At 74.8% G+C, this 23201-nt stretch carries 15 protein-coding genes and 2 pseudogenes; 7 read left to right on the forward strand and 10 right to left on the reverse strand.

The window, feature by feature from the left end:
* The first annotated feature begins 309 nt into the window (after window positions 1–309).
* The 4 genes and pseudogenes from DMB38_RS16865 (at window position 310) to DMB38_RS16880 (ending at window position 8480) form a co-directional block, all read left to right on the forward strand.
* A pseudogene (locus DMB38_RS16865) lies at window positions 310–1832 on the forward strand (cytochrome ubiquinol oxidase subunit I).
* Between the two features lie 16 nt (window positions 1833–1848).
* The gene (cydB, locus tag DMB38_RS16870; RefSeq protein WP_125939087.1) at window positions 1849–2928 is read left to right on the forward strand and encodes a cytochrome d ubiquinol oxidase subunit II; all 1080 of its coding nucleotides are present in this window, start codon (window positions 1849–1851) and stop codon (window positions 2926–2928) included.
* A gap of 1 nt (window position 2929) precedes the next feature.
* Window positions 2930–6775, forward strand: coding sequence for a thiol reductant ABC exporter subunit CydD (cydD, locus tag DMB38_RS16875; protein WP_125935894.1), 3846 nt, complete (start codon window positions 2930–2932; stop codon window positions 6773–6775).
* Window positions 6772–8480: pseudogene (locus DMB38_RS16880) on the forward strand (GAF domain-containing protein). The gene cydD and the pseudogene DMB38_RS16880 overlap by 4 nt, the downstream one beginning before the upstream one ends.
* Before the next feature lie 63 nt (window positions 8481–8543).
* Here DMB38_RS16880 and DMB38_RS16885 read toward each other — a convergent pair.
* Together DMB38_RS16885 and DMB38_RS16890 are read right to left on the reverse strand one after the other, a co-directional pair.
* On the reverse strand, window positions 8544–9410 hold the full coding sequence (locus DMB38_RS16885) for an HAD hydrolase family protein (RefSeq protein WP_125935895.1): 867 nt from the start codon (window positions 9408–9410) through the stop codon (window positions 8544–8546).
* A 107-nt stretch (window positions 9411–9517) separates the two neighbouring features.
* Window positions 9518–11212, reverse strand: coding sequence for a penicillin-binding transpeptidase domain-containing protein (locus DMB38_RS16890; protein WP_240662314.1), 1695 nt, complete (start codon window positions 11210–11212; stop codon window positions 9518–9520).
* An 87-nt stretch (window positions 11213–11299) separates the two neighbouring features.
* Here DMB38_RS16890 and DMB38_RS16895 point away from each other — a divergent pair, with 87 nt between their 5' ends.
* A complete protein-coding gene (locus DMB38_RS16895; protein WP_125935896.1) occupies window positions 11300–12334 on the forward strand; it encodes a LysR family transcriptional regulator in 1035 nt (344 codons plus the stop codon).
* Window positions 12331–13314 carry a serine hydrolase gene (locus DMB38_RS16900; protein ID WP_125935897.1) on the forward strand — a complete coding sequence of 328 codons (984 nt, stop codon included), beginning with the start codon at window positions 12331–12333 and terminating at the stop codon, window positions 13312–13314. The genes DMB38_RS16895 and DMB38_RS16900 overlap by 4 nt, the downstream gene beginning before the upstream one ends.
* 30 nt (window positions 13315–13344) lie before the next feature.
* Here DMB38_RS16900 and DMB38_RS16905 read toward each other — a convergent pair whose 3' ends face one another.
* Both DMB38_RS16905 and DMB38_RS16910 read right to left on the reverse strand, forming a co-directional pair.
* Window positions 13345–14250, reverse strand: a complete 906-nt coding sequence (locus tag DMB38_RS16905) for an LLM class flavin-dependent oxidoreductase (protein ID WP_125935898.1) — start codon at window positions 14248–14250, stop codon at window positions 13345–13347.
* Between the two features lie 83 nt (window positions 14251–14333).
* Window positions 14334–14870: a hypothetical protein gene (locus DMB38_RS16910; RefSeq protein WP_125935899.1), complete on the reverse strand. Its 537-nt coding sequence runs from the start codon at window positions 14868–14870 to the stop codon at window positions 14334–14336.
* Window positions 14871–15101: 231 nt separating this feature from the next.
* Between DMB38_RS16910 and DMB38_RS16915 the strand changes: the two genes are divergently transcribed.
* Entirely contained in the window at window positions 15102–15470 is a 369-nt protein-coding gene (locus tag DMB38_RS16915) for a hypothetical protein (RefSeq protein ID WP_240662316.1), read from the forward strand.
* A gap of 55 nt (window positions 15471–15525) precedes the next feature.
* Here DMB38_RS16915 and DMB38_RS16920 read toward each other — a convergent pair whose 3' ends face one another.
* The 6 genes from DMB38_RS16920 to DMB38_RS16945 form a co-directional block, all read right to left on the reverse strand.
* Complete coding sequence (locus DMB38_RS16920) at window positions 15526–16704, reverse strand: hypothetical protein (protein ID WP_125935900.1); 1179 nt, start codon at window positions 16702–16704, stop codon at window positions 15526–15528.
* Window positions 16705–16822: 118 nt separating this feature from the next.
* Window positions 16823–17884, reverse strand: coding sequence for a GTP-binding protein (locus tag DMB38_RS16925; RefSeq protein ID WP_125935901.1), 1062 nt, complete (start codon window positions 17882–17884; stop codon window positions 16823–16825).
* Between the two features lie 59 nt (window positions 17885–17943).
* Entirely contained in the window at window positions 17944–19125 is a 1182-nt protein-coding gene (locus DMB38_RS16930) for a hypothetical protein (protein ID WP_125935902.1), read from the reverse strand.
* Between the two features lie 55 nt (window positions 19126–19180).
* Window positions 19181–20146 carry a MerR family transcriptional regulator gene (locus DMB38_RS16935; RefSeq protein ID WP_125939090.1) on the reverse strand — a complete coding sequence of 322 codons (966 nt, stop codon included), beginning with the start codon at window positions 20144–20146 and terminating at the stop codon, window positions 19181–19183.
* Between the two features lie 237 nt (window positions 20147–20383).
* Window positions 20384–22153, reverse strand: coding sequence for an SDR family oxidoreductase (locus DMB38_RS16940; RefSeq protein ID WP_125935903.1), 1770 nt, complete (start codon window positions 22151–22153; stop codon window positions 20384–20386).
* Window positions 22150–23067, reverse strand: coding sequence for a M24 family metallopeptidase (locus DMB38_RS16945; protein WP_125935904.1), 918 nt, complete (start codon window positions 23065–23067; stop codon window positions 22150–22152). The genes DMB38_RS16940 and DMB38_RS16945 overlap by 4 nt, the downstream gene beginning before the upstream one ends.
* Window positions 23068–23201 lie beyond the last annotated feature (134 nt).

Genomic DNA, 23201 nt, shown 5'->3' on the forward strand with positions numbered 1-23201 from the left:
GGCGGCCGGCCGGGCGGACGGGCCGGAGAGCGGTGCTCGCACTGGTGAGTGCCGCTCTCCCGTGCGAGCACTGCTCTCGGACCCTCCCCCCATCACCCCCTAGACCTGCCGAAACAAGACGTAGGGGACCCCCCTGAAGGGCCGGGGAACTGCTGTGCCACACTGGGCCTTGTGAATGTGAACGCATTCACGAGCGGCGCTGTTCGCAGGGGTTTACCCCCGTATGCCATGCCGCCACGGCCCCACCCGGCCGACAGGCGCATGGATCATCGGTCAGAGCCGTGCCCGTGATCGCGGAGAGGAGCCCTCGTGGATCTGGCACTCGCCCCGGAGACCCTGGCGCGCTGGCAGTTCGGCATCACCACCGTCTACCACTTCCTCTTCGTCCCCCTGACGATCTCCCTCTCCGCCCTCGTCGCCGGACTGCAGACAGCCTGGGTGCGCACCGGCGACGAGAAGTACCTCAGGGCGACGAAGTTCTGGGGCAAGCTCTTCCTCATCAACATCGCCATGGGCGTGGTGACCGGCATCCTGCAGGAGTTCCAGTTCGGCATGAACTGGTCCGACTACTCCCGCTTCGTCGGCGACGTCTTCGGCGCCCCCCTCGCCTTCGAAGCCCTCATCGCCTTCTTCTTCGAGTCCACCTTCGTCGGCCTCTGGATCTTCGGCTGGGACCGGCTGCCGCAGAAGATCCACCTCGCCTGCATCTGGATGGTCGCGGTCGGCACCGTGCTCTCCGCCTACTTCATCCTCGCCGCGAACTCCTGGATGCAACACCCCGTCGGCTACCGCATGAACGAGGAGTCCGGCCGCGCCGAGCTGACCGACTTCTGGCATGTGCTCACCCAGAACACCGCCGTCGCGCAGTTCTCCCACACCATCACCGCGGCCTTCCTCACCGGCGGCGCGTTCGTCGTCGGCATCGCCGCCTACCACCTCATGCGCGGCCGGCATGTCGCCGTCATGCGCAGCTCGCTGCGGCTGGGCCTGATGACGATGGTGGTCGCCGGGCTGCTGACCGCGTTCACCGGCGACCGGCTCGGCAAGATCATGTACGACCAGCAGCCGATGAAGATGGCCTCCGCCGAGGCACTGTGGGAGACCGAGGCACCCGCGCCCTTCTCGCTCTTCGCCATCGGCGACGTCGACAAGGGCCACAACAGGGTCGCGATAGAGGTCCCGGGCGTGCTGTCCTTCCTCGCCCACGACAACTTCTCCGACGAGGTCCCCGGCATCAACCCCACCAACGAGGAGCTCAGGGAGAAGTACGACGACAAGTTCGGCCTCGGCGACTACCGGCCCAACATCCCCGTCGCGTACTGGAGCTTCCGCTGGATGATCGGCTTCGGGATGTCCTCGCTCGCCCTCGGCGCCCTCGGGCTCTGGCTCACCCGCCGCCGCTTCTGGCTCGCCGACCGGCTCCGTACCGGCGCGGACGAGGTCCCCAGACTCGCCCTCACCAAAGACCGCGAGCTCAGCCCCCGCCTCGGCACCTGGTACTGGCGCCTCGCCCTCTACACCCTCCTCTTCCCGCTCGTCGCCAACGCCTGGGGCTGGATCTTCACCGAGACGGGCCGCCAGCCCTGGGTCGTCTACGGCGTCCTGCCCACCTCCTCCGCCGTCTCCCCCGGCGTCTCGCAGGGCGAGGTCATCACCTCGCTCAGCGTCTACACGCTCCTGTACGCGGCCCTCGCCGTCATCGAGGCCAAGCTGATGATCAAGTACGTGAAGGCGGGCCCCCCGAACTCACCGACTCCGACCGCAACCCGCCGACGAAGATCGGCGGCGACCACCGCGAAGACTCCGACCGGCCCATGGCCTTCTCGTACTGAGGGGGGAGACCACGCCATGGAACTGCACACCGTCTGGTTCGTCCTCATCGCCGTCCTGTGGACCGGCTACTTCTTCCTGGAGGGCTTCGACTTCGGCGTCGGCGTCCTCACCCGGGTGCTGGCCCGCGACCGCGCCGAGCGGCGCGTGCTCATCAACACCATCGGCCCCGTCTGGGACGGCAACGAGGTCTGGCTCCTCACCGCGGGCGGCGCCACCTTCGCCGCCTTCCCCGACTGGTACGCCACCCTCTTCTCCGGCTTCTACCTGCCCCTTCTCCTCATCCTCGTCTGCCTCATCATCCGCGGCGTGGCCTTCGAGTACCGGGCCAAGCGCCCCGAGGAGCACTGGCAGCGCAACTGGGAACTCGCCATCTTCTGGGCCTCCCTGCTGCCCGCGTTCCTGTGGGGCGTGGCGTTCGCCAACATCGTGCGCGGGGTGCAGATCGGCCCCGACAAGGAGTACGTGGGCGACGTCTTCGACCTGCTCAACCCGTTCGCGCTGCTCGGCGGGCTGGTCACGCTCTTCCTCTTCACCTTCCACGGCGCGGTGTTCACGGCGCTGAAGACCGTCGGCGACATCCGGATGCGGGCGCGCCGGCTGGCCGCCGTCCTCGGCACGGCGACGGCCGCGCTGGCGCTCGGGTTCCTGCTGTGGCTCCAGGCGGACACCGGCGACGGGCGGAGCCTGGTGACGCTGATCGCGGCGGTGGCGGCGCTGTTCTGCGCGATCGGCGCGGTGGCGGCGGGCCGGGAGGGCTGGTCGTTCCTCTACTCCGGGGTGACGATCGTGGCCACGGTCGCGACGCTGTTCCTGGCGCTCTACCCGGACGTGATGCCGTCGAGCCTGAACCCGGCGTGGAGCCTGACGGCGGAGAACGCCTCGTCGACGCCGTACACGTTGAAGATCATGACGTGGTGCGCGGGGATCGCGACACCGGTGGTGCTCATGTACCAGGGGTGGACGTACTGGGTGTTCCGCAAGCGCATCGGTACGCAGCACATCGCACCGGAGGCGCACGCGGCGGTCCCCGCGGGCGGTTCGGGTGCGGACGGTGCGGGTGCGGACGGTACGGAGACCGGCGGGGCGGGCCGGTGAGATGAAGCCCGTCGACCCGCGCCTGGCCCGCTACGCCCGCGCCACCCGGCTCTTCCTGCTCGCCACGGTCGCGCTCGGTGCGGCCGGTGCGGGGCTGGTCATCGCGCAGGCGGTGCTGATGGCGGAGATCGTCGTCGGCGCCTTCGAGGACGGCCTGCCGGCCGCCGCCCTCCGTACGCCGCTGCTGCTGCTCGCCGCGGTCGCCGTGGGGCGGGCGGTGGTGAGCTGGCTGACGGAGCTGGCCGCGCACCGGTCGAGTGCGGCGGTCAAGTCGGAGCTGCGGATGCGGCTGCTGACGGAGGCGGTACGGATCGGAGGGTCCCGTACTCCGGCGCGGCCGGGGCCGGCGGACCCCGAAAAGCAGGACACGGACGGCCCGGAGAAGCGGAACGCGGACGGCCCGGAGACGCAGGACGCGGACGGCGCCGCCGGGAGCGAACCCCGTACCGGCGAACTCGCCGCCCTCGCCACCCGCGGCATCGACGCCCTGGACGCCTACTTCGCCCGCTACCTGCCCCAGCTCGGCCTCGCCGTCGTCGTTCCCGCGGCCGTCCTCGCGCGCATCGTCACCGACGACTGGGTCTCCGCCGCGATCATCGCCGGCACCCTGCCGCTGATCCCGGTCTTCATGACGCTCATCGGCTGGGCCACCCAGGCGGCCACCGACCGTCAGTGGCGCACCCTCTCGCGGCTCTCCGCCCACTTCCTCGACGTCGTCTCGGGCCTGCCGACGCTCAAGGTCTTCGGCCGCGCGAAGGCGCAGGCCGACAACATCCGCACCATCACCGCCGACTATCGGCGCGCGACGATGCGCACCCTGCGGATCGCGTTTCTGTCGTCCTTCGCGCTGGAGCTGCTGGCGACGATCTCGGTGGCGCTGGTCGCGGTCACCATCGGCATGCGGCTGGTCCACGGCGAACTCGACCTGTACACCGGCCTGGTGGTGCTCATCCTGGCCCCGGAGGCGTACCTGCCGCTGCGCCAGGTCGGCACGCACTACCACGCCGCGGCGGAGGGCCTGGCGGCGGCGGACAGGGTCTTCGCGATCCTGGAACGGGGCGAGCCCCGCGACGCCGAGGCCGGCCCGACCGCACCGGCCACGGGCACCGGCACGGTCCCGGCGCCGGCGCCGGCGGACCCAACGACCGCAGCCGCCATGGCAACCGCAGCCCCAGCTCCAGCCCCGCACGCCCGCCCAAGGGTAGGCGCCCCCACCGACAACGCCTGCCCGGACGCCCGCCACGCCGACCTCGTCCTCGACGGTCTCGTCGTACGGCACGAAGGCCGGACCGAGGACTCCCTTCCGCATACGGACCTCACCCTCCGCCCCGGCGAGACCGTGGCGCTCACCGGGCCCTCCGGCGGCGGCAAGTCGACGCTGCTCGCGGCGCTCCTGGGCCTCGTACGGCCCGCGTCCGGCCGGGTGCTCATCGGCGGGCGCGACCTCGCCGGGCTGGACCTGCCGGGCTGGCACGCGCAGGTCGCCTGGGTACCGCAGCGGCCCGCGCTCTTCGCCGGCACCATCGCCGACAACGTCCGCCTCCCCCGCCCCGACGCCACCGACGCCGAGGTCGCACGCGCACTCCGCGACGCCGCCGCCGGCGACCTCGACCCGGCCGCCGTCCTCGGCGAGGGCGGCGCCGGCCTCTCCGCCGGCCAGCGGCAACGGGTCGCGCTCGCGCGGGCGTTCCTCGCCGACCGGCCCGTGGTCCTCCTCGACGAGCCGACCGCCGCTCTCGACGGCGACACCGAGGCCGCCGTCACCGCCGCGGTCGCCCGGCTGGCCCGGGGCCGCACGGTGCTGCTCGTGGCGCACCGCCCGGCGCTGCTGGAGGTGGCTGACCGGGTGGTGCGGCTGGGGGAGGGCCGTACGCCGGCAACGGCTGCCGCCGGGACGCACGCGGTACGGGCCGGGGCGGCGGTGCCGGCGGCCCGTTCCGTACCGGAGCGGGCCGGCGAGGGCGCGTACGCGGAGGGCAGCGGAGCGTACGAGCCGGAGGAGGCGCCCCGCGGCGGCAGCGCGCTGCGTACCACCACCGCCCGCGGGCGGCTGGCGCTCGCCGCGCTGCTCGGCGCGCTGGCGCTCGCGTCCGCCGTGGGACTCATGGGCGTCTCGGGGTGGTTGATCTCCCGGGCCTCCGAACAGCCTCCGGTGCTCTACCTCATGGTCGCGGTGACCGCCACCCGCGCGTTCGGCATCGGGCGCGCCGTCTTCCGCTACGCCGAGCGCCTCGTCTCCCACGACGCCGTGCTACGGATCCTCGCGGACCTCCGCGTCGCCGTGTACACCCGGCTCGAACGCCTCGCCCCCGCCGGCCTCGCCCCGCACCGCCGCGGCGACCTGCTGACCCGGCTCGTCGCGGACACCGACACGCTCCAGGACCGCTACCTGCGCTGGCTGCTGCCCGTCTCCGCCGCCGCGCTGGTCGGCGCCGGATCCGTGGGGATGGCGGCCGTGCTGCTGCCCGAGGCGGGCGCCGTGCTCGCGGCCGGGCTGCTGGCGGCGGGCGTCGGGGTGCCGCTGCTGGCCGTGGCGACGGCCCGGCGGACGGAGGCCCGGCTCGCGCCGGCGCGGGCGGCGCTCGCGACGGAAGTGGTCGACGTCCTCACCGGCACGGCGGAACTCGCCGTCGCCGGCGCCCTGCCCCGCCGTCTCGCCGCACTCCGCGACGCCGACCGCCGGCTGACCCGTATCGCCGCCCGCAGCGCCGCGGCGCTCGCGCTGGGCGCGGGGCTGTCGGCGCTGATCTGCGGGCTGACGGTGGTGGGGGCGGCGGCCGCCGGGGCGCAGGCGGTGTACGAGGGGCGGCTGCCCGGCGTGTGGCTGGGGGTCGTGGTGCTGGGGACGCTCGCGGCGTTCGAGGCGGTGAACGGGATGCCGCTGGCGTTGCAGCAGCGCGCCCGGGTGCGGCGGAGCGCGGCGCGCGTGGACGAGATCCTGGACGCGCCGCCGCCGGCCGCGGAGGGCACGGGGCGGCCGCCTTCGGATCCGTTCCCGGTGACGCTGACGGGGGTGTCGGCGCGGCATCCGGGGCAGGCCGGGCTTGCGCTGGACGGGGTGGATCTGGCGCTGACGCGGGGGCGGCGGGTCGCGGTGGTGGGTGCGTCGGGGTCGGGGAAGACGACGCTGGCGCATGTGCTGCTGCGGTTCCTGGATCCGGTGGCGGGTGCGTACCGGCTGGGCGAGGAGGGGGAGAGCACCGCTGACGCCCTCGTCTGCGACCCCGACGCCGTACGCCGCCTCGTCGGCCTCTGCGCCCAGGACGCCCACCTCTTCGACAGCACCCTGCGCGAGAACCTGCGCCTCGCACGCACCGACGCCACCGACGACGACCTGCGCGAAGCCCTCGCCGCCGCCCGCCTCCTCGACTGGGTCGAGACCCTGCCGCTGGGCCTCGGCACCCCGGTCGGCGAACACGGCGCCCGGCTCTCCGGCGGCCAGCGCCAGCGCCTCGCCCTGGCCCGCGCGCTCCTCGCCGACTTCCCCGTGCTCGTGCTCGACGAGCCCGCCGAGCACCTCGACCTGCCCACCGCCGACGCCCTGACGGCCGACCTCCTCGCCGCCACCGAGGGCCGGACGACGGTGCTGATCACGCACCGGCTGACGGGGCTGGAGGCGGTGGACGAGATCGTGGTGCTGGAGCGGGGCCGGGTGGCGCAACGCGGGACGTACGCGGAGCTGGCCGAGGCGGACGGCCCGTTCCGGCGGACGCTGCTACGGGAACGGGCGCACCCGTCCCCGTACCCGTACGAGACCGCGGACGGCCGCGGCGCACCCGGCGCGCCCCACGTAACCGACAATCCCGACTTTCCCTACCGAGAGCCGCTTATTACCCTCGGGACATGACCGCTGCCGACTCCATGGACGCCGCCGCCCGCGCCACCCGCGGACTCCAGGGCGTCTCCAGCGAGCTGGCCGAGCGCGTGACGCAGTTGCTGGCCGCCATGCGGTCCATCGGCACCGGGCTGCAGCTCCACCCCACGCTCGACGTGATCGCGCAGACGGCGGCGGAGCTGGCGGGAGCGCGGTACGCGTCGATCGTGGTGATCGACGAGCAGAGCGGTGACCTCGACGAGTTCGCGTCGTACGGCGTGGACGAGGTGGACCGGGCGCGGCTCGACGCGATCCCGGACGCGCCGGGGACGACGCTGACGGTGCCCATCGACGTGGACGGGCGGTACTTCGGCGACCTGGTGCTGGCGGAGAAGCGCGGCGGCGGCCGGTTCCTCGACGACGACCTGCACCTCGTCCGGATCATCGCCACCGAGGCGGGCATCGCCATCGGCAACGCCCGGCTGCACCTGGAGACACGGCAGCGGGAGCGGTGGATCGACGGGGCGCACGCCGTGACGACCGCGCTGCTGTCGAGCGCGGACGCGCGGGATGCGCTGGGGGTGATCGCGGAGCAGGCGCGGGGGCTCGCGGACGCGATGGCGGGGGTGGTGCTACTGCCGCGCTCGGGGGCGAAGAGGCGGGTGTGGCGGGTGGTCGGGGTGGTGCGCGTGGTGCGGGCAGGGCCGCCGGGCCGGAGTGGCTGGAGGTCGTGGCGGTGGCCGGCGAGGGAGTGGACGATCTCGTCGGGCGGGTGCTGCCGTCGTACAGCCCGACCGTGCGCGCGCTGCTGGCCGGCAAGGAGGTCTTCCTCGACGACGCCGGCGCCGACCCGCGGGCGGTGAGCGACGGCGCGGAGCGCTTCGGGCCGTGCATGATGCTGCCGCTGCGGAGCGGGAAGAAGGTGCTCGGCGCGCTGTCGCTGCCGCGGGCACCGGGGGCGCGGCTCTACCGGGAGTCGGAGAAGCAGTCGGCGACGCAGTTCGCGGGGCAGGCGGCGCTGGCGCTGATGCTGTCGGAGATGCAGCGGGACCGGGAGCGGCTGGCGGTGTACGAGGACCGCGACCGGATCGCGCGGGACCTGCACGATCTGGTGATCCAGCGGTTGTTCGCGACGGGAATGCAGTTGCAGGGGGCGAAGCGGCTGGAGCGGGCGCCCGAGGTGCGGCAGCGGATCGACGCGGCGGTCGACGCGCTGGAGCTGACGATCGAGGAGATCCGCGGCACGATCTACGCGCTGCAGCAGGAGCCGGCGCAGGCGCCGACGGGGCTGCGGGCACTGGTGCTGCGGGAGGTCGCGACGGCGGCGGGCCCGCTGGGGTTCCAGCCGTCGACGAGCTTCGTGGGGGCGGTGGACGAGCGGGTGGACGAGCGGATCGCACGGCACCTGCTGGCGGCGCTGCGGGAGGGGCTGTCGAACGCGTCGCGGCATGCGGGGGCGGGGGAGGTGGGGGTGGTGGTCGACGCGACGGCGGAGCTGCCGGACGGGCGGGACGCGGTCCGGCTGACGGTGGCGGACGACGGGCAGGGGCTGCCGCCGGACGCGGACGGACGGCGGAGCGGGCTGCGGAACATCGAGCGCCGGGCGGAGGAACTGGGCGGGCAGGCGACGTACGGGCCGGGGCTCGGGGACTGCGGCGGGGGGACATCCCTGATCTGGGAGGTCCCGCTGACGGCCCCGGGCGGCGGCCCGGGGGCGGCGGGGACGGCGGGGGCGTAGCGGGCGGGGCGGAGCAGCGCCCGCGCGGGAGAGCGCCGCCCTCGGTCCGGAGCGCTGCTCCCCTCACAGCCCGTGCAGCAACTGCTCGATGACCACCGCCACCCCGTCGTCCTCGTTCGCCGCCGTGCGGTGCGTCGTCGCCGCCAGGACCTCCGGGTGCGCGTTGGCCATCGCGTACGACCTGCCCGCCCACGTCAGCATCTCGAGGTCGTTCGGCATGTCGCCGAAGGCGACGACCTCCGCCGCCCCGATCCCCCGCGCCTCGCAGTAGCGCTCCAGCGTGCTCGCCTTGCTCACGCCCAGCCCGCTCACCTCCAGCAGCGCGCTCGACGTCGACCGGGTGAACTCCCCGTGCCCCGCCGCCCCCGACCGCGCCGCGTGCAGGAACTCGTCCGCGCCCAGGCTCGGGTGGTACGCCAGCAGCTTCAGCAGCGGGTCCCCCGCCCGCTCCCCGTCCTCCGCCAGCAGCCTCTCCACCGGTGCTATCGGCCCCGTGCCCCGGTGCAGCGGATACTCCGGTTCGCGGCCGAAGCCGCCCGTGTACTCCACCGCGAACGCCGTGCCCGGCGCGATCGTCCGCAGCACACCGACCACCGCCACCGCGTCGGCCAGCGGCAGCGGGCAGACCTCCGCCAGTTCGAGCCCGCGGTGCAGATCGACCACCGCGGCGCCGTTGGCGCAGATCGCCATCCCGTGCCCGTGCACGTGCTCCGCGACCACGCCCATCCACCGCGCCGGCCGCCCCGTGACGAACACCACCGCCAGCCCCGCCTCCTCCGCCGCGGCCAGCGCGGCGACCGTGCGGTCGGAGACGGTCTGGTCGTTCCGCAGCAGGGTCCCGTCGAGGTCCGTGGCGATGAGCCGGGGACGGAAGGCGGAAGCGGAGGGGGAGGGGGCGGCGGCGGAGGTCGAGGCAGCGGCGTCGGTCACCCGGCCATCATCGCGTACGGCCCGCGAGGACCGTACAGGCGTACGGACAGCCACCACCCCCGCCACGACTCACGAGCCACGACCCCCGCCCCGCGCCGCCTGCCGCCTCACTTCACCGCCTCCAGCACGTCCCGCACCACGGGCCCCGCGTCCCCCGATCCGCTCTCCGCGTCCTCCACCACACACGCCACCGCCACCCCGTCGCGGTACGCCACCAGCCACCCGTTGTTCGGCCCCGTCGCCGTCACCTCGGCCGTCCCCGTCTTCGCCCCCACGTCCCCCGGCAGCCCGGCCAGCACCTGCGCGCTGCCCTCCGTCACCGTGTCCCGCATCAGCGTCCGCACCTGCTCCACGACCCCCTCCGGCAGCTCCTCGGCCGAAGCCGACGGCTCCTGCCCCGCCACGATCACCGGCTGCCGGAACGTCCCCGTCGCCGCCGTCGCCGTGACCGACGCCATCACCAGCGGGTTCGCCCGCAGCCGCCCCTGCCCGAAGAGTGACGCGGCCTTCTCCGTCTCGTCCCCCGGCACCGGCACCTCCCCGTCGAACGACGGCACCCCGGTGCTCCACTCCTCCCCGATCCCGAAGTACCGCTCCGCGAAGTCCGTCATCTCCTCGTCGCCGAGCGAGCCGCGCAGCGCGACGAAGGCGGTGTTGCAGGAGTGGATGAAGTCCTCGCGGAAGGTCGCGCCGGGTATCTCGGAGGTCTCCACGTTGTGGAACTGCTTCCCGACCGTCAGGTACTTCGGGCAGTCCACCGTCGTCTCCGGGGTGACCGCGCCCTTGTTCAGCAGCGCGGCGGTCGTCAGGACCTTCCAGGTCGAGCCGGGGGCGTACGTGCCCTGGAAGGCCCGGTTGAAGCCCGCGGCCGGCGAGTTGGCCGCGGCCAGCACCTCGCCGCTGTCCATGTCGAGCGCGACGAGCCCGGCGTTGCGGCCGCCGGCGTGCCGCTCCATCGCCGCCTCCGCGGCGCCCTGCAGCTCCGGGTCGACCGTCGTGCGCAACGTCCCGTCCCCCGGGTCCCGCCGGGGTCCGAAGCGCGCCTCCGTGCTCCGTACGTCCCCCGAGTGCCGGTCGACGACCTGCACCGCGCCCTGCGGCTGCCCGCCGCCGAGACCCAGCACGCCCGCCAGCGACGGGTGGTCGGCGGCGGAGACGGCGCCCCCGTCGCGGTCGACCGCCTCCAGTTCCTCCGACTCCTCGCGCACCAGCCGGAACTTCTCCGTCTCCGTCAGCTTCGGGTGCACCGCCCCGAGCTCCCACCGCACCCGCCACTTCCCGCCGTCCTCGCGGACCAGCGGCAGCGTCGCCTCGTACGTCCAGGTGCCGAGGCCGCGTACGGGCATCTTCGCGGTGTACGCCACCTCCGCCCCGCCGTCGCCGTCGGCCCGGGCCCGGCCCGCCGTCAGCTTCGGCTTCGCGATCTCCAGGCCCTCCGTGAAGCTCGTCAGGATCCGCTCCGCCTCGGCCGGCGAGTCCGTCAGCCGGGCCGCCGCCTTCAGCTCCCCCGCCGACCAGCCGCCGAGGAACCGCTCGGCGGTCCGCCGCGCCTCCGGGTCCGCGGGCCCGCCGCCGTCCGCGCCGCCGTCGAGCGGCCCGGCGGTCGCCGCCCAGTACCCGCCGCCGGCCAGCACCACCGCCACCGCGGCGAGCACCGGACCGCGCCGCCGTCGCCGTCGCGCGCGCGGGCGGTGTTCCGGCACGTCGTCGTACGGATCGGCCCCGTACGCGCCGACGCCGTACCCGTCCGTCCCGTACGGATCCCGCGGTCCGTCCCCGTACCCCACCCCATGTCCTGTCATGCCGGACAGCAGATCAGCCGCCGGGCGGCCCAGTCCAAGACCAATATCTTCATCGATCCGATAGGCGACTGCCTATCCTTGCTGTTCATGGACCTCCTCCGGCATCTGCGCTACTTCAGGGCGGTCGCCGAGGAGCGCCACTTCGGCCGCGCCGCCGAGCGGCTGCGCATCGCGCAGCCGTCGCTGTCCCAGCGCATCCGCCGCCTGGAGCGCGAGCTGGGCGTGCGGCTCTTCGACCGCGGCAGCCAGGGCACGGCGCTGACGCCCGCCGGCCGGCTCGTGCTGGCCGAGGCCGACCAGGTGCTGGCCGCGGCGGACCGGCTGGCGGCGGCGGTGGCGCGGATCGGGAGCGGTGCGGCCGGTACGCTGCGCGCGGCCGTACCGCCGCACCTGGGCCCCGCGGCCGTCGCCGCGCTCATCACCGGCTACCGCGAGCGCTCCCCGGGCGGCGAGCTGGAGTTGCGCGAGCTGACCACCACCGCGCAGGCCCGCGAACTGGCCGCCGGCACGCTCGACGCGGGCGTCGTACGGCATCCGTGCCCCGCACCCGGCCTCGCCTTCGGGCCCGTACTCCACCAGCCGCTCGGCGTGCTCCTCGCCGCCGCCGATCCGCTCGCCGCGGTCGAGCGGCTGACCGCCGCCGACTTGAGCGGGCGCGCGCTGGTCCTCACGCCGCGGGCGGACGATCCCGCGCTCTACGACGAGGTCCTCACCGCCTGCGCCCGGCACGGCTGCACGCCCGCCGCCGTCCACGAGGCGTCCGGCGGCGACTTCACCCGCGCCCTCGTCCTCTCCACCGCGCCGGCCGCCCCGGCTGCCCCGGCCCACGCGGACGCACCGGCGGCACCCGGCACGCGGACGGCGCCCGAAGCCCCCGCCACCCCCGGCGGCGCCGTCGCCCTGCTGCCCCGTACCACCGCGGGTCCCGGTACGGTGTGGCGCCCGCTGGCCGGTGAGCCGATCGGCTGGCGTACGTCCGCGGCGTGGCCGGCGGACGGCCACAACCCGGCCGTGGCCCGCTTCGCGGAGGCCGCCCACGAGGCGATGCGCGACCACGCCGGCATGCGCCCCGCCCGCGCGGCTGCCGTCCACCCCCGCCCCGCATCGGAGTTCCCGCTGTGACCCCGCCCGAGCCGCCTCCCGCGCAACCGCCGCCGCCCCCGGAGCGCCCCGGCCCTCCGCGCCCCCCGGACGCCCCCGCGCCCCCCGGCTCCCGTACACCGGCCGCCCACCGCACCGCCAGGTCGCGCATCCGCCGGGCGTTCGCGGAAGCCGGCGTCACCGGCCAGCTCCACGCGCGCGACATCGACACCGGCGCCGAACTCGCCGTGGCCGCCGACACCCCGGTCAGCACGGCCAGCGTGCACAAGGTGTGCCTCCTGGCCACCCTCTACCGCGAGGCCGAGCACGGCCGCGTCGACCTCACCGCCGCCGTCGAGGTCCCCGCCGGCGGCCGCACCCCCGGCCCCACCGGGCTCGGCGCGATGCGCGACGCCGCCCGCCTCTCGCTGCGCGACCTCGCCGTCCTCGCGGTCTCCGTCAGCGACAACACCGCCGCCGACGTGCTGTGGGACGCCGTCGGCATCGAGGCCGTCAACCGCACCATGACCGCCCTGGGCCTGACCCGTACCACCGCCGTGCAGAAGGTGCGCGATCTCTACGCCGCACTCGCCGAGGACGCCGGCCCCGCAGGCGCCCCCGCGCTCCTCGACCCCGCCCGCGTCGCCCGCCTCCGCGCCCTCGACCCGGCCCGTACAAACCGCTCCACCCCGCGCGAACTCACCGCGCTCCTCACGGCCGTCTGGCGCGACGAGGTGTGCACCGGCGCGTACGCCGCCGATCTGCGCCGCACGCTGGGCACCCAGGCGTGGGGGCACCGGCTGGCGTCCGGGTTCCCCTTCGACGACGTACGCGTCAGCGGGAAGACGGGCACGCTGCCGACGCTGCGGCACGAGATCGGCGTCGTGGAGTACCCGGACGGGGGCCGCTACGCGGTCGCCGTCTGCACCCGCGCGGCGGCGACCGCGGTGACGCTCCCGGCGGCCGACGCGGTGATCGGCACCGCGGGCCGCCTGGCGGTGGACGCGCTGCGGGCCCCGTAAGCGATCAGGCGCGCGGTCCCCGACGGGCCGTCAGGCGCCCGCCTCCGCGCCCAACTGCGCCGGCGCCTCCGTGGCGATGCGTTCGAAGACGCGCTCGTCGGCGGCGAAGACCGAGTCCGGGATGGGCCAGTGGAGCACGATCTCGGTGAAGCCGAGGGCCGTGTGCCTGCCGGCGAAGTCGACGAAGGCGTCGAGGGAGTCGAGCGGCCGGTCCGGGGTGAAGCCGGCGAGCAGTACCTTCTCCATCGCCGCGGTGTCCCGCCCGACCGCGGCCCCCGCCTCGGCGAGCCGGGCGATCTGGGCGCGGATGGCGGCCAGGGAGTCGGCGGCGGTGCCGGTCGCGGACGTCTGCGGGTCGCCGGTCGTCACCCACGACTGCCCGTAGCGCGCGGCCAGCCGCATCCCGCGCGGCCCGGTCGCCGCCACGGCGAACGGCAGCCGCGGCCGCTGTACGCACCGGGGGATCATCCGCACCTCGTGCGCCGAGTAGTACGTGCCCGCGTACGACGTGGTGTCCTGCGTCAGCAGCGTGTCCAGCAGCGGTACGAACTCCCCGAACCGCTCCGTCCGCTCCCGCCCCGCCCACGGCTGCTGCCCCAGCGCGGTCGCGTCGAACCCGGAACCCCCCGCGCCGATCCCGAGGATCATCCGCCCGCCCGACACGTCGTCGAGCGAGATCAACTCCTTGGCGAGCGTGACCGGATGGCGGAAGTTCGGCGAGGTCACGAGCGTGCCGAGGCGCAGCCGGGAGGTCACGCAGGCGGCGGCGGTCAGGGTGGGCAGGGCACCGAACCAGGGCCCGTCGCGAAACGTCCGCCACGACAGGTGGTCGTAGGTGTACGCGGCGGAAAAGCCCAGCTCCTCCGCCCGCTGCCATTGCGCACGACCGCCGGAGTGCCACCGCCGGACGGGCAGGATCAGGGTGCTCAGTCGCATACCGCGACCCTACGGCCTGCGTTGCGCGGCCGCAGGGTCGCGGCGGGCGGGGCTGTGGCGGGCTGGTTGCGGGCCTGGGTGGGTCAGCAGCCGCCGCAGTTGTAGTACGTCACGTCCCAGTGGTTGCCCTCGCGGGCGTAGATGTTGCCGGAGCCGGACCGGTACATCGGCGCGCCGTCTCCGCGTACGCCGATGTACGCGAAGTTGCCGGTGACGTAGTTGTTGACGCAGGTGCCGAGGGAGTAGTCGAGCTTGTAGCCGTTCCAGTGGCTGTACGTGCCGCCGGCGTGGCCGGTCTCGGTGCCGCCGGTGATGTTCAGGGCGCAGCCGCTCGCGGACTTGAGCGTCTGCGCGCCCTGGGCGGAGGCGAGGTTGAGCTGCTCGAAGGAGGTGCAGGTGGGGTTGTTGCGGTCGGAGCAGCCGCCGGAGGACGACCAGGTGATGCCGGAGGACCGGAACATCGACGTGGCCTGGGAGTGGCTGATCTTCGTGACCAGGGGTGCGGCGGGCGCGGCGGCCTTGGCGGGGGCGGCGGGCGCCGCCTGGGCGGGGGCGGCCGCCAGGCCCACCGAGGCGCCGGCGACGAGGGCGAGGGCGGTGAGTGCGGAACGTACGCGCATGTGGAACCTCCTGCTGGTGCGGGGGACTTGTGGGGGTCTTGCTGAGCAGGTGGTACACCGCAGGATGATGCCCGATGTCTACGCGCGTCGCCAGAGGGTGCGGGGCGGGGAGGCGGGGGAACTTCACGCGGGGCGGACGCGTCTGTTTCCGGCGGGGGTGGTGTGGGGCGTGGGCGGGGTGGAGGGTGACGAGACGGGTGGTGGCGTGGGGTGAGGAGGGACGGTGACGGCGTGGGTGGCAACGGCGTGGGGACAGCGGCGCGCCGCGGTACGGGAACCGGGCTTGGCGGGTGTGCGCTCGCGCTGTTCGGGGCGGTCGTCGCACCGCTCGCGTGGGCGCCGCGGGCGGCGGTGAACGTACGCGGCGGGTTCGAGGGGCACGCGCGCGACTTGAGCGTGCTCTACGTCGACCTGCCCCTCGTCGTCCTCGGCGGCGCGCTGCTGCCGCTGGGGGTCTGGGCGCTGGGGCTGCGGTGGGTGGGGCGGCCGTGGGTGGCGGCGGTGGCGGCCGTGGTGGCGCTGGGGCTGGGGGTGTCGGGGCTCACGGAGTGGTGGTCGCCGCGGCGGCCGCCCGACCCCGGGTACGGGCCGGGGATCTGACGTCGCGTACCCGGGGGTGGGGGGTCGGGGTGCCGGCTGCGGGGGCGCCGGTTGCTCAGACGAGGACGCCGGTGAGGGGGTCGTAGCGCAGGAGCGTGACGTCGTCGTCCGCCGGGTCGCTCAGGCCGTGGGTGCGGACGGTCATGATGCCGACGCGGTAGCGGTCCTCGGTCGCGACGCGCAGCCAGGGGCGGCCGTCGCGTACGACCGTGACCTCCTCGACGAGCGAGCCGTCGCGTCCCGCGGCGAGGGCGTAGACCGGGCCGGCGGGCGGGGCGATGTCGATGCCGCCGTCCTCGCGGATGGTCAGGGTCGCGACGAGTTCGCCGCGGCCGCCGTTGGCGTCGCCGGCGAAGTCGTAGAGGCGGGCCGGGTCGCCGGCGTAGTGGCGCAGGCGGCCGAGGCCGGTGACGTCCATGCCGTTGTAGAAGTTCTTCGCCTCGGCGTCGAGCCAGAAGTGGGTGTTGTGGGTGGGGGAGTCGAAGTCGCTGCCGGAGTTGTAGGAGAGGTGCCAGTGGGGCGGGTTGTCGGCGTGCAGGGTGTTGTTCGTCTCGAAGCCGGCGACGAACCAGCGGTGGCCCTTCGCCGCCGCGGTGGCCTTCAGGCCGGAGTCGACGAGGATGCGGTGGGCGGCGACGAGCTGGTGGAGCTGGGAGCGGGCCTGGTTGGCGGGCCACGCGACGGTGGTCCAGGGGCCCGCGACGCGGTCGGGGTCGTTGTGGTCGAGCTTGTAGTACATCCCCGGGGATATGTCGGGGTGGCTCCAGATCTGCAGGGTGGGCTGGTTGGCGTCGGCGGAGGGCTGGGTGACGGGGAGGGTGAAGGCGAAGCGGTGGCGGTCGGCACGGTCGCGTCCGAGACGCAGCCGGGTGTCCATGTGGACGACGGCGGCGACGGTGACGCCGGGCCAGCGGACGGAGACCTCGATGCCGTCGGGGGCGGCGGGGCCGCGGACGAAGGAGTAGTACTCGGCGCGGCTGGCGACGTGGTAGCGGTCGCCGGGCACGAACTCGTAGCCGTCGGGGAGCGTCACCTCGGGCACGGCGGGGTCGCCGGGGCGGAGGCGGACGAGGCGGAAGGCGGCGTACGCGACGGCGGCACCGGCGGGTGCCGATTCGGCGGTGCCGGCTACGGGTTCGGCGGCTTCGGCGGCTGCGGCGGAATGGGGCAGCGCCAGGGCTAGGCCGGAGGCGGATGCCCCGGCGACCAGGGCGCGGCGGCTCAACGTGCTCATGCGGGATCCCTCTCGGTCGGATGCGCAACGCGGGCCGGCTTGCAGGGTCTGGGGCCCGCAGACTTTCTGTCCCGCAACGGGCAGTTGAACCCGCGCGACCGGCCACGCCGCGCGGTCGCTACGCGGCCGGGTCCTCGTCGCCGTCCACGTACCGCAGCACTCCCCACATCGCGTCCTCGCCGCCGTCCTGCGGCCCATGGCCGCGGCAGGCGTCGAGTTCCTTGCGTACGGCGCCGGCGTCGATCCCCGCACCGATCAGCACCAGCCGCGTGACCCGTTCCTCGCCGCGGTCCCAGGGGGCGGGGCGGAAGCGCAGGAACCGGCCGACGGCGTGCAGCCCGTACTTCTGCGGGTGGCCGGGGACGCCGAAGTGGACGAAGCCCTTGACGCGGTAGAGGCCGGCGGGGCGGGTGTCGAGGAAGTCCAGCAGGCGGCGCGGGCTGACGGGCTGGCCGGTGACGAACTCGACGCTCTCGTACGCCGCGTGGAGATGCGCGCCGTGGTCGTCGCCGGTGCACTCCTCGGCCGCCAGGTCGGCGAAGGAGAGCTGGCGGTGGCGGGGGGCCGCGGCGCCGGGGGCGTCGTCGCCCCGCGGGTCGAAGAACAGCTCGGGATCCACGCGCCCGTACGCTGTCGCCACCACGGGGGTGCCGGGGGCCAGTTCCCCGATCGCCTCGTGGAGGCGGCGGCGTTCCGCGTCGTCGATCCGGTCGGTCTTGTTGAGCACGACGAGGTCGGCGACGGCGAGGTGGCGGTCGATCTCGGGGTGCCGCTCGCGGGTCGCGGCGAACTCGGCGCCGTCCACGACCTCGACCAGCCCCCCGTACACGATGCGGTCGTTCTCGCTGGCCAGCACCATGCGGACGAGTTCCTGCGGCTCGGCGAGGCCGCTGGCCTCGACCACGATGACGTCGATCCTGCCGGTGCCGGCGAGCCGGTCGAGGTAGGCGTCGAGTTCGTAGGTGTCGACGGCGCAGCACAGGCAGCCGTTGCCGAGGGAGACCATCGAGTCGACCTGGCCGGCGACGGCCATGGCGTCGATCTCGATGCTGCCGAAGTCGTTGACGACGGCGCCGATCCGGGTGCCGGTGCCGTTGCGCAACAGCCCGTTGAGGAGGGTGGTCTTGCCGGAGCCGAGAAAACCCGCGAGGACGACCACGGGGATCCGTCCGCTGCCCACCAGCCACCCTCCCGGCGCCGTCCGCTCTCTGCCGGCGTCCAGCGTAGAGGGCGGGACCGTCAGCCGTAGCGCTCGATACGCGCCTGGGCGGGCGGGAACGGCGACTGCGCCGTGGTGCCCGCCGACCAGAAGCCGGCCGTGCCGGGTATGGGCGCGAGGGCGGACATCACGGGGGTGGTGCCCTGGGCGGCTACGGGGCCGCGTTCGCTGGTCCAGGCGGTGCCGTCCCAGCGGAGATAGTGGGCGCTGGTGCCGTCCCGGAAGTCCCAGCCCGCGATGACGGCGGGGCGGCCGGCGGCGTCGGGCGCGATGGCGCCGAGGGAGCCGACGGTGAAGGGGGCGGCGACGTCGCTCCACGCCGTGCCGTCGTAGTGGCGCAGGACGACGCTCGGCGGCTTGCCGGGCGGGCCGCCGGCGCCGTAGTCGTGGCCGGTGAGCCAGATGTCGTCGGGGGCGACGGGGAGCAGGTCGGTGACGGACAGGCGCAGCCCGGCGAGCCGGGGCAGGACGAGCCAGGAGCGGTCGTCGTAGCGGGCGACGACGACGTCGCCGGAGACCCAGGTGGCACCGGCGCGGTCGACGTGGACGTTCCACAGGCTGGGGACGGAACCGTCGTCGGTGGGCAGCGGCGGCGACCAGCTCCAGCGGGTGCCGGCCGCGTCGCCGGAGCGCAGCACGCGGGAGGCGCCGTCGCGGGTGCCGGAGATCCGGACGGTGCCGTCGGGCGCGACGGCGACGGCCCACAACTCCGTACCGGACTCGCCGCGTCCGGGGAAGTCGTGCTCGCGCCAGGTGGCGCCGTCCCAGGCCAGGGGGTGGTCGGCACCGGCCCGGTCGTACGCCACGGCCCAGGCCGCGACCGCCGCGCCCGCGGGGGCGGCGGCGACGTTGCGGATGCTGCCGGCGAAGGCGAGATGCGAGACATCGGTGGCCTGCCAGGCGGAGCCGTCCCAGGTACGGGCGACGGGCCGGCCGGACGTCGAGCCGCTACGGGCCTCCTCGCCCACGGCCCACGCGAGATCGGGCCCGGCGGCGGCAACGGCGCCGAGCAGGACGGCGGGCGCCCCGGCCGGTACGGAAACCTCCCGCCAGGCGGCCCGGGGCCCGGCACCGCGGCCGGACCGGCCGTCGGTGGGTGCGGGGGCGGTGGCGGCGGCGTGGCCGTGGCCTGCGGCGGTGAGGCCGAGGCCGGTGGCGGCGGTCGTGGCGGCTAACCCGCTGACAAAGCTGCGTCTGCGCATGGGTGTTCTCCTCCCGTGGACGGCCGACCCAGAGTGACCCGCGAGTAACCCGCGGTCAACCCCCGTATCCGGCCGCGCCGTCCTCCCCGCCCCCGCTCCCGCTCCCGCTCCCGCTCCCCGCCAGGGTGTCCATGCGGCGCTTGTGGACCTCCCGTTCCGTCGCCGAGGTGACGAACTCCGCCGTCGCCGCCGGGCCCACGAGATCGCGGACCGCCGCGACCGTGGCCGCCGGCAGGCTCACCGGGACCGTCGCCGGGGCGGCGGCCTGGGGCTGGGGCGGTCCTGCGAGGTGCTCGTGGAGCTGGCGCGTGGCCAGGGTGCGCATCGCGCGGGCCAGCTCGGCGTCCATCGTCTGCTGCGCGAGCGGCCGCAGCCGCCGGACGAGCCCGGCCGCCTCGGTCGCCTCCGCGTCCGACGGAGGATGGTCGAGGTAGCGCTGGAAGACGTGCTCGGCGGTGAAGTCGAGCAGGCCCGCCGCTATCTCCTCCACCCGCAGCCGCAGCTCGCGCAGTTGACCGGTGATGGCGGCGAACGGGACGCCTGCCGCGTGCAGTTCCGCGGCGACCGTGAGCTGCTGCGGGCTGGGCACGAGGAACATCTCCGGCTCGCCCGGCACCCGCTCCAGTACGCCCAGCTCGACGGCCTCCTCGACCGCGGACTCGTCCGCCGCCCCGCCGAACAGCTCCTCCAGCTCCGCCCGGCTCAACTGCCCGGACTCCTCGTCGGTCCACGGCCCCTGCACCTCGGCGACCAGGCCCAGCACGCCGCCGAGGCCCCGACCCTCGTCCCACGCCTCCAGCAGCTCCTTGATGGACGCCAGGGTGTAGCCGCGGTCGAGGAGGCCGGCTATCTGCCGCAGCCGGGCGAGGTGTTCCTCGCCGTAGACGTTGGTACGCCCGCGCCGCTCCGGCCGGGGCAGCAGCCCGCGGTCGGCGTACGCGCGGATGGTGCGTACGGTCGTGCCGCTGGCGTGCGCCAGCCCCTCGATCCGGTACTCACCGGCCGTCTGCTCCTGAAGCACCGCTCGCCTGCCCCTCGGCCCGTCCCCCGGCCCGCCCGCCGCCGCGGCGGGCCCTCTTGGGAGGGATGGTACGGCCGGCGCGTACACCGGAGGCTCCAGCCGGCCGAACGAGACCTGGTGCGACGTGCTCGCGCCGTGCTCCGCGGGCGGGGGTCGTGCTTCTGCGCTCATGATGCGGCTCCTGGAAGGCAGATGGATGTGGCCGGCTGGCGGGTGGACGACGGGCGCCGGCCCGCGCTAGATCTTCGGCTCCACCCGGGCTATCGCCCGCAGCGCCCGCGGCGCGAACCGCGCCAGCAGCCGCGAGCCCCGCGCCTCCGGCGTGACCGGCACCACCGCCTGGTTGCGCGCGACCGCCCGCAGCACGGCGTCCGCGACCTTCTCCGCCGGGTAGTTCCGCTTTCCGTACCAGCGGTGCGCGCTCTTCCGCCGCCGCCGCTCCTCCTCCTCGGAGACGCCCGCGAACCGCGTGGTGGCCGTGATGTTGGTGTGCACGAAGCCCGGGCAGACGGCCGAGACGCCGATCCCCTGCCCCGACAGCTCCGCGCGCAGGCACTCCGAGAGCATCAGCACCGCGGCCTTCGACGTGGCGTACGCGGGCAGGGTCCGCGACGGCGCATAGGCGGCGGCCGAGGCGGTGTTGACGATGTGCCCGCCCTGGCCGCGCTCGGCCATCTGCCTGCCGAAGAGCCGGCAGCCGTGGATGACGCCCCACAGGTTGACGTCCAGCACCCGGCGCCAGTCCGCCGTCGAGGTGTCGAGGAACGGGCCGGAGAGACCGATCCCGGCGTTGTTCACCAGCACGTCCACCACCCCGTAAGCAGCGGCGACCCGCTCGGCGAACTTCTCCATCGCCTCCTCGTCCGCGACGTCCACGACCTCGGGCCACGCCTCCGCCGCGCCGATCATGCGGCACAGTTCGGCGGTCGTGGCCGCGCCCTCGGCGTCGACGTCCGCCGCCACGATCCGCGCGCCGGCCTCCGCGAAGGCGAACGCGGTGGCCCGGCCGATGCCGCTGCCCGCGCCGGTGATCAGCACCAGCCGCCCGCCGAACCGGTCCGCGTACGGCCCGCCGGGGACGATCTCCGCCGCCGGCGTGCCGTCCTCGTGCGCGAGGACGAACTCCCCGATCCACGCGGCGAGCTGGTCGGGCCGGGTGCGCGGGACCCAGTGCCGGGCGTCGATCGTGCGCCGCAGCAACTGCGGCACCCAGCGGTCCAGGTCGTCGTAGAGGCTGGGCGAGAGGAAGGCGTCGCCGGCGGGGGTGATGAGCTGCACCGGCGCGTGCGCGTAGGCGTCGGCGCGGGGGCGGCGCAGCCGGGCGCGGACGTTGTCCCGGTAGAGCCAGGCGCCGTGCGCCGCGTCGTCGCCCAGGGAGGCCGTCGGATAGCCGTCGCCGGGGACCTTCTCCAGCCGCCGCAGGATGGCCGGCCAGCGCGCGCCGAGCGGTCCGCGCCAGGCCAGCTCGGGCAGGACGGGGGTGTGCAGCAGGTACACGTACCAGGACTTGGCGGTCTGGCCGAGCAGTTGGCCGGCCCGCCGCGGGGTGGGGCGGCGCAGCCGGCCGTTGATCCAGTGCCCGAAGTGGTCGAGGGAGGGGCCGGAGAGGGAGGTGAACGACGCGATGCGGCCCTCCGTGCGCTCCACCGTGGTGAACTCCCAGCCCTGCACCGAGCCCCAGTCGTGCCCCACGAGGTGCACCGGGCGGTCCGGGCTGACGGCGTCGAGCACGGCGAGGAAGTCGTCCGTGAGCTTCTCCAGCGTGAAGCCGCCCTTCAGCGGCTTCGGCGCGGTGGAGCGCCCGTGGCCGCGGACGTCGTACAGCACGACGTGGAAGCGCCCGGCGAGCCGGGACGCGACCTGGGACCACACCTCCTTGCTGTCGGGATAGCCGTGCAGCAGCACGACCGTCGGCTGCCCGGCGTCCCCCAGCTCCGCCACGCACAGCTCGACCCCGCCGGTCCCGACCCACCGCTCCCGCACGGCCACGCCGCCCCACTCGCTCATGCCACCCGCCCCTTCTCCCGCGCCCGCCCCCGCACTTCACCCTGCCCGCCGCCCGGCGCCTCCTCCGCCGGCACCCGGTCCGCCTCCGCCTCCTGCCACCGCCGCACGTGCGGCAGGTCGTCGTCCAGCCAGAACGCGCTCTCCTCCGCGTCCCGCGAGTCCGTCACCACCAGCAGCTCCTCGAACTTCGCCCCCGTGCCGCGGAAGCCCAGGTGCGGCTCCACCGCCCACAGCCCCGGTCGCGGCGGATGCTCCGAGAACCGGTACGGGCTCCACAGCGGCGACCATCCCTCGCGGTGCCCGCGCAGGGCGTCCTTCGCCAGCCCCTTCAGGCTCTGCGTGCCGAAGCCGAACACGTGCGGCGAGAAGCGCCGCTCCCGGACGCGGTCGACCTTGTGCGCGATGACGCCGAACGGATAGGCCCGGTGCCGGTTGTGATAGCCCTGGCGGACCATGAGGCGCTCCACGTCCTCGTATATCTCCCGCAGGGGGCGGCGCTCGCGCACCTCGCGCAGGATTAGCTCCCGGTGCACCCGCAGGTCGCGCATGAGCCGGTCGTGCACGGGATTCGGCCCGAGGGAGCCGGAATAGCCCACGTCGGCCGTGTGCCCGCCGTGCACCGGCGCGAGGTCGAGGATGAACGGCATACCGGGCGCCAGCTCCCGGTTCGTCGGGAAGAACTGCAGCGGCACCCGGAAGCCCGCGAACGCCGTCCGGTCGCCGAACCACGCGAACGGCAGGTGGAACCAGTCCCGCACGCCACGCTCGCGCAGCCACTCCCGCTGCATCCGCGCGGCCTCCCGCTCCGTGACCCCCGGCCGGAGCTGCGCCGCCACCGCCTCCGCGCACGCGTACGCCAGCCGCTGCACGCTTCTGAACCCCCGCAGAGCCGCCGAGGACTCGGTAAGTGTCATCAGTCCGCCCCTCCCCTTCCGCCGACCGGATTCCGCACCCGAAAACCGCACCTCAAAACGCATCCGAAACCGCGCCGCCGCGGCCGGCCCGGCCTCGCCCGGCCCCGCCCCAAAAGCTGACACCAATGACTGTG

Source organism: Streptomyces sp. WAC 06738, from assembly GCF_003945505.1.
Classification (GTDB): domain Bacteria; phylum Actinomycetota; class Actinomycetes; order Streptomycetales; family Streptomycetaceae; genus Streptomyces.

Coding starts and splice junctions, on each gene's coding strand:
- cydB (WP_125939087.1), top strand. CDS start 1,849: ATGGAACTGCACACCGTCTGGTTCGTCCTCATCGCCGTCCTGTGGACC.
- DMB38_RS16945 (WP_125935904.1), bottom strand. CDS start 23,067: ATGACACTTACCGAGTCCTCGGCGGCTCTGCGGGGGTTCAGAAGCGTG.
- DMB38_RS16890 (WP_240662314.1), bottom strand. CDS start 11,212: ATGACAGGACATGGGGTGGGGTACGGGGACGGACCGCGGGATCCGTAC.
- cydD (WP_125935894.1), top strand. CDS start 2,930: ATGAAGCCCGTCGACCCGCGCCTGGCCCGCTACGCCCGCGCCACCCGG.
- DMB38_RS16940 (WP_125935903.1), bottom strand. CDS start 22,153: ATGAGCGAGTGGGGCGGCGTGGCCGTGCGGGAGCGGTGGGTCGGGACC.
- DMB38_RS16895 (WP_125935896.1), top strand. CDS start 11,300: ATGGACCTCCTCCGGCATCTGCGCTACTTCAGGGCGGTCGCCGAGGAG.
- DMB38_RS16930 (WP_125935902.1), bottom strand. CDS start 19,125: ATGCGCAGACGCAGCTTTGTCAGCGGGTTAGCCGCCACGACCGCCGCC.
- DMB38_RS16920 (WP_125935900.1), bottom strand. CDS start 16,704: ATGAGCACGTTGAGCCGCCGCGCCCTGGTCGCCGGGGCATCCGCCTCC.
- DMB38_RS16910 (WP_125935899.1), bottom strand. CDS start 14,870: ATGCGCGTACGTTCCGCACTCACCGCCCTCGCCCTCGTCGCCGGCGCC.
- DMB38_RS16905 (WP_125935898.1), bottom strand. CDS start 14,250: ATGCGACTGAGCACCCTGATCCTGCCCGTCCGGCGGTGGCACTCCGGC.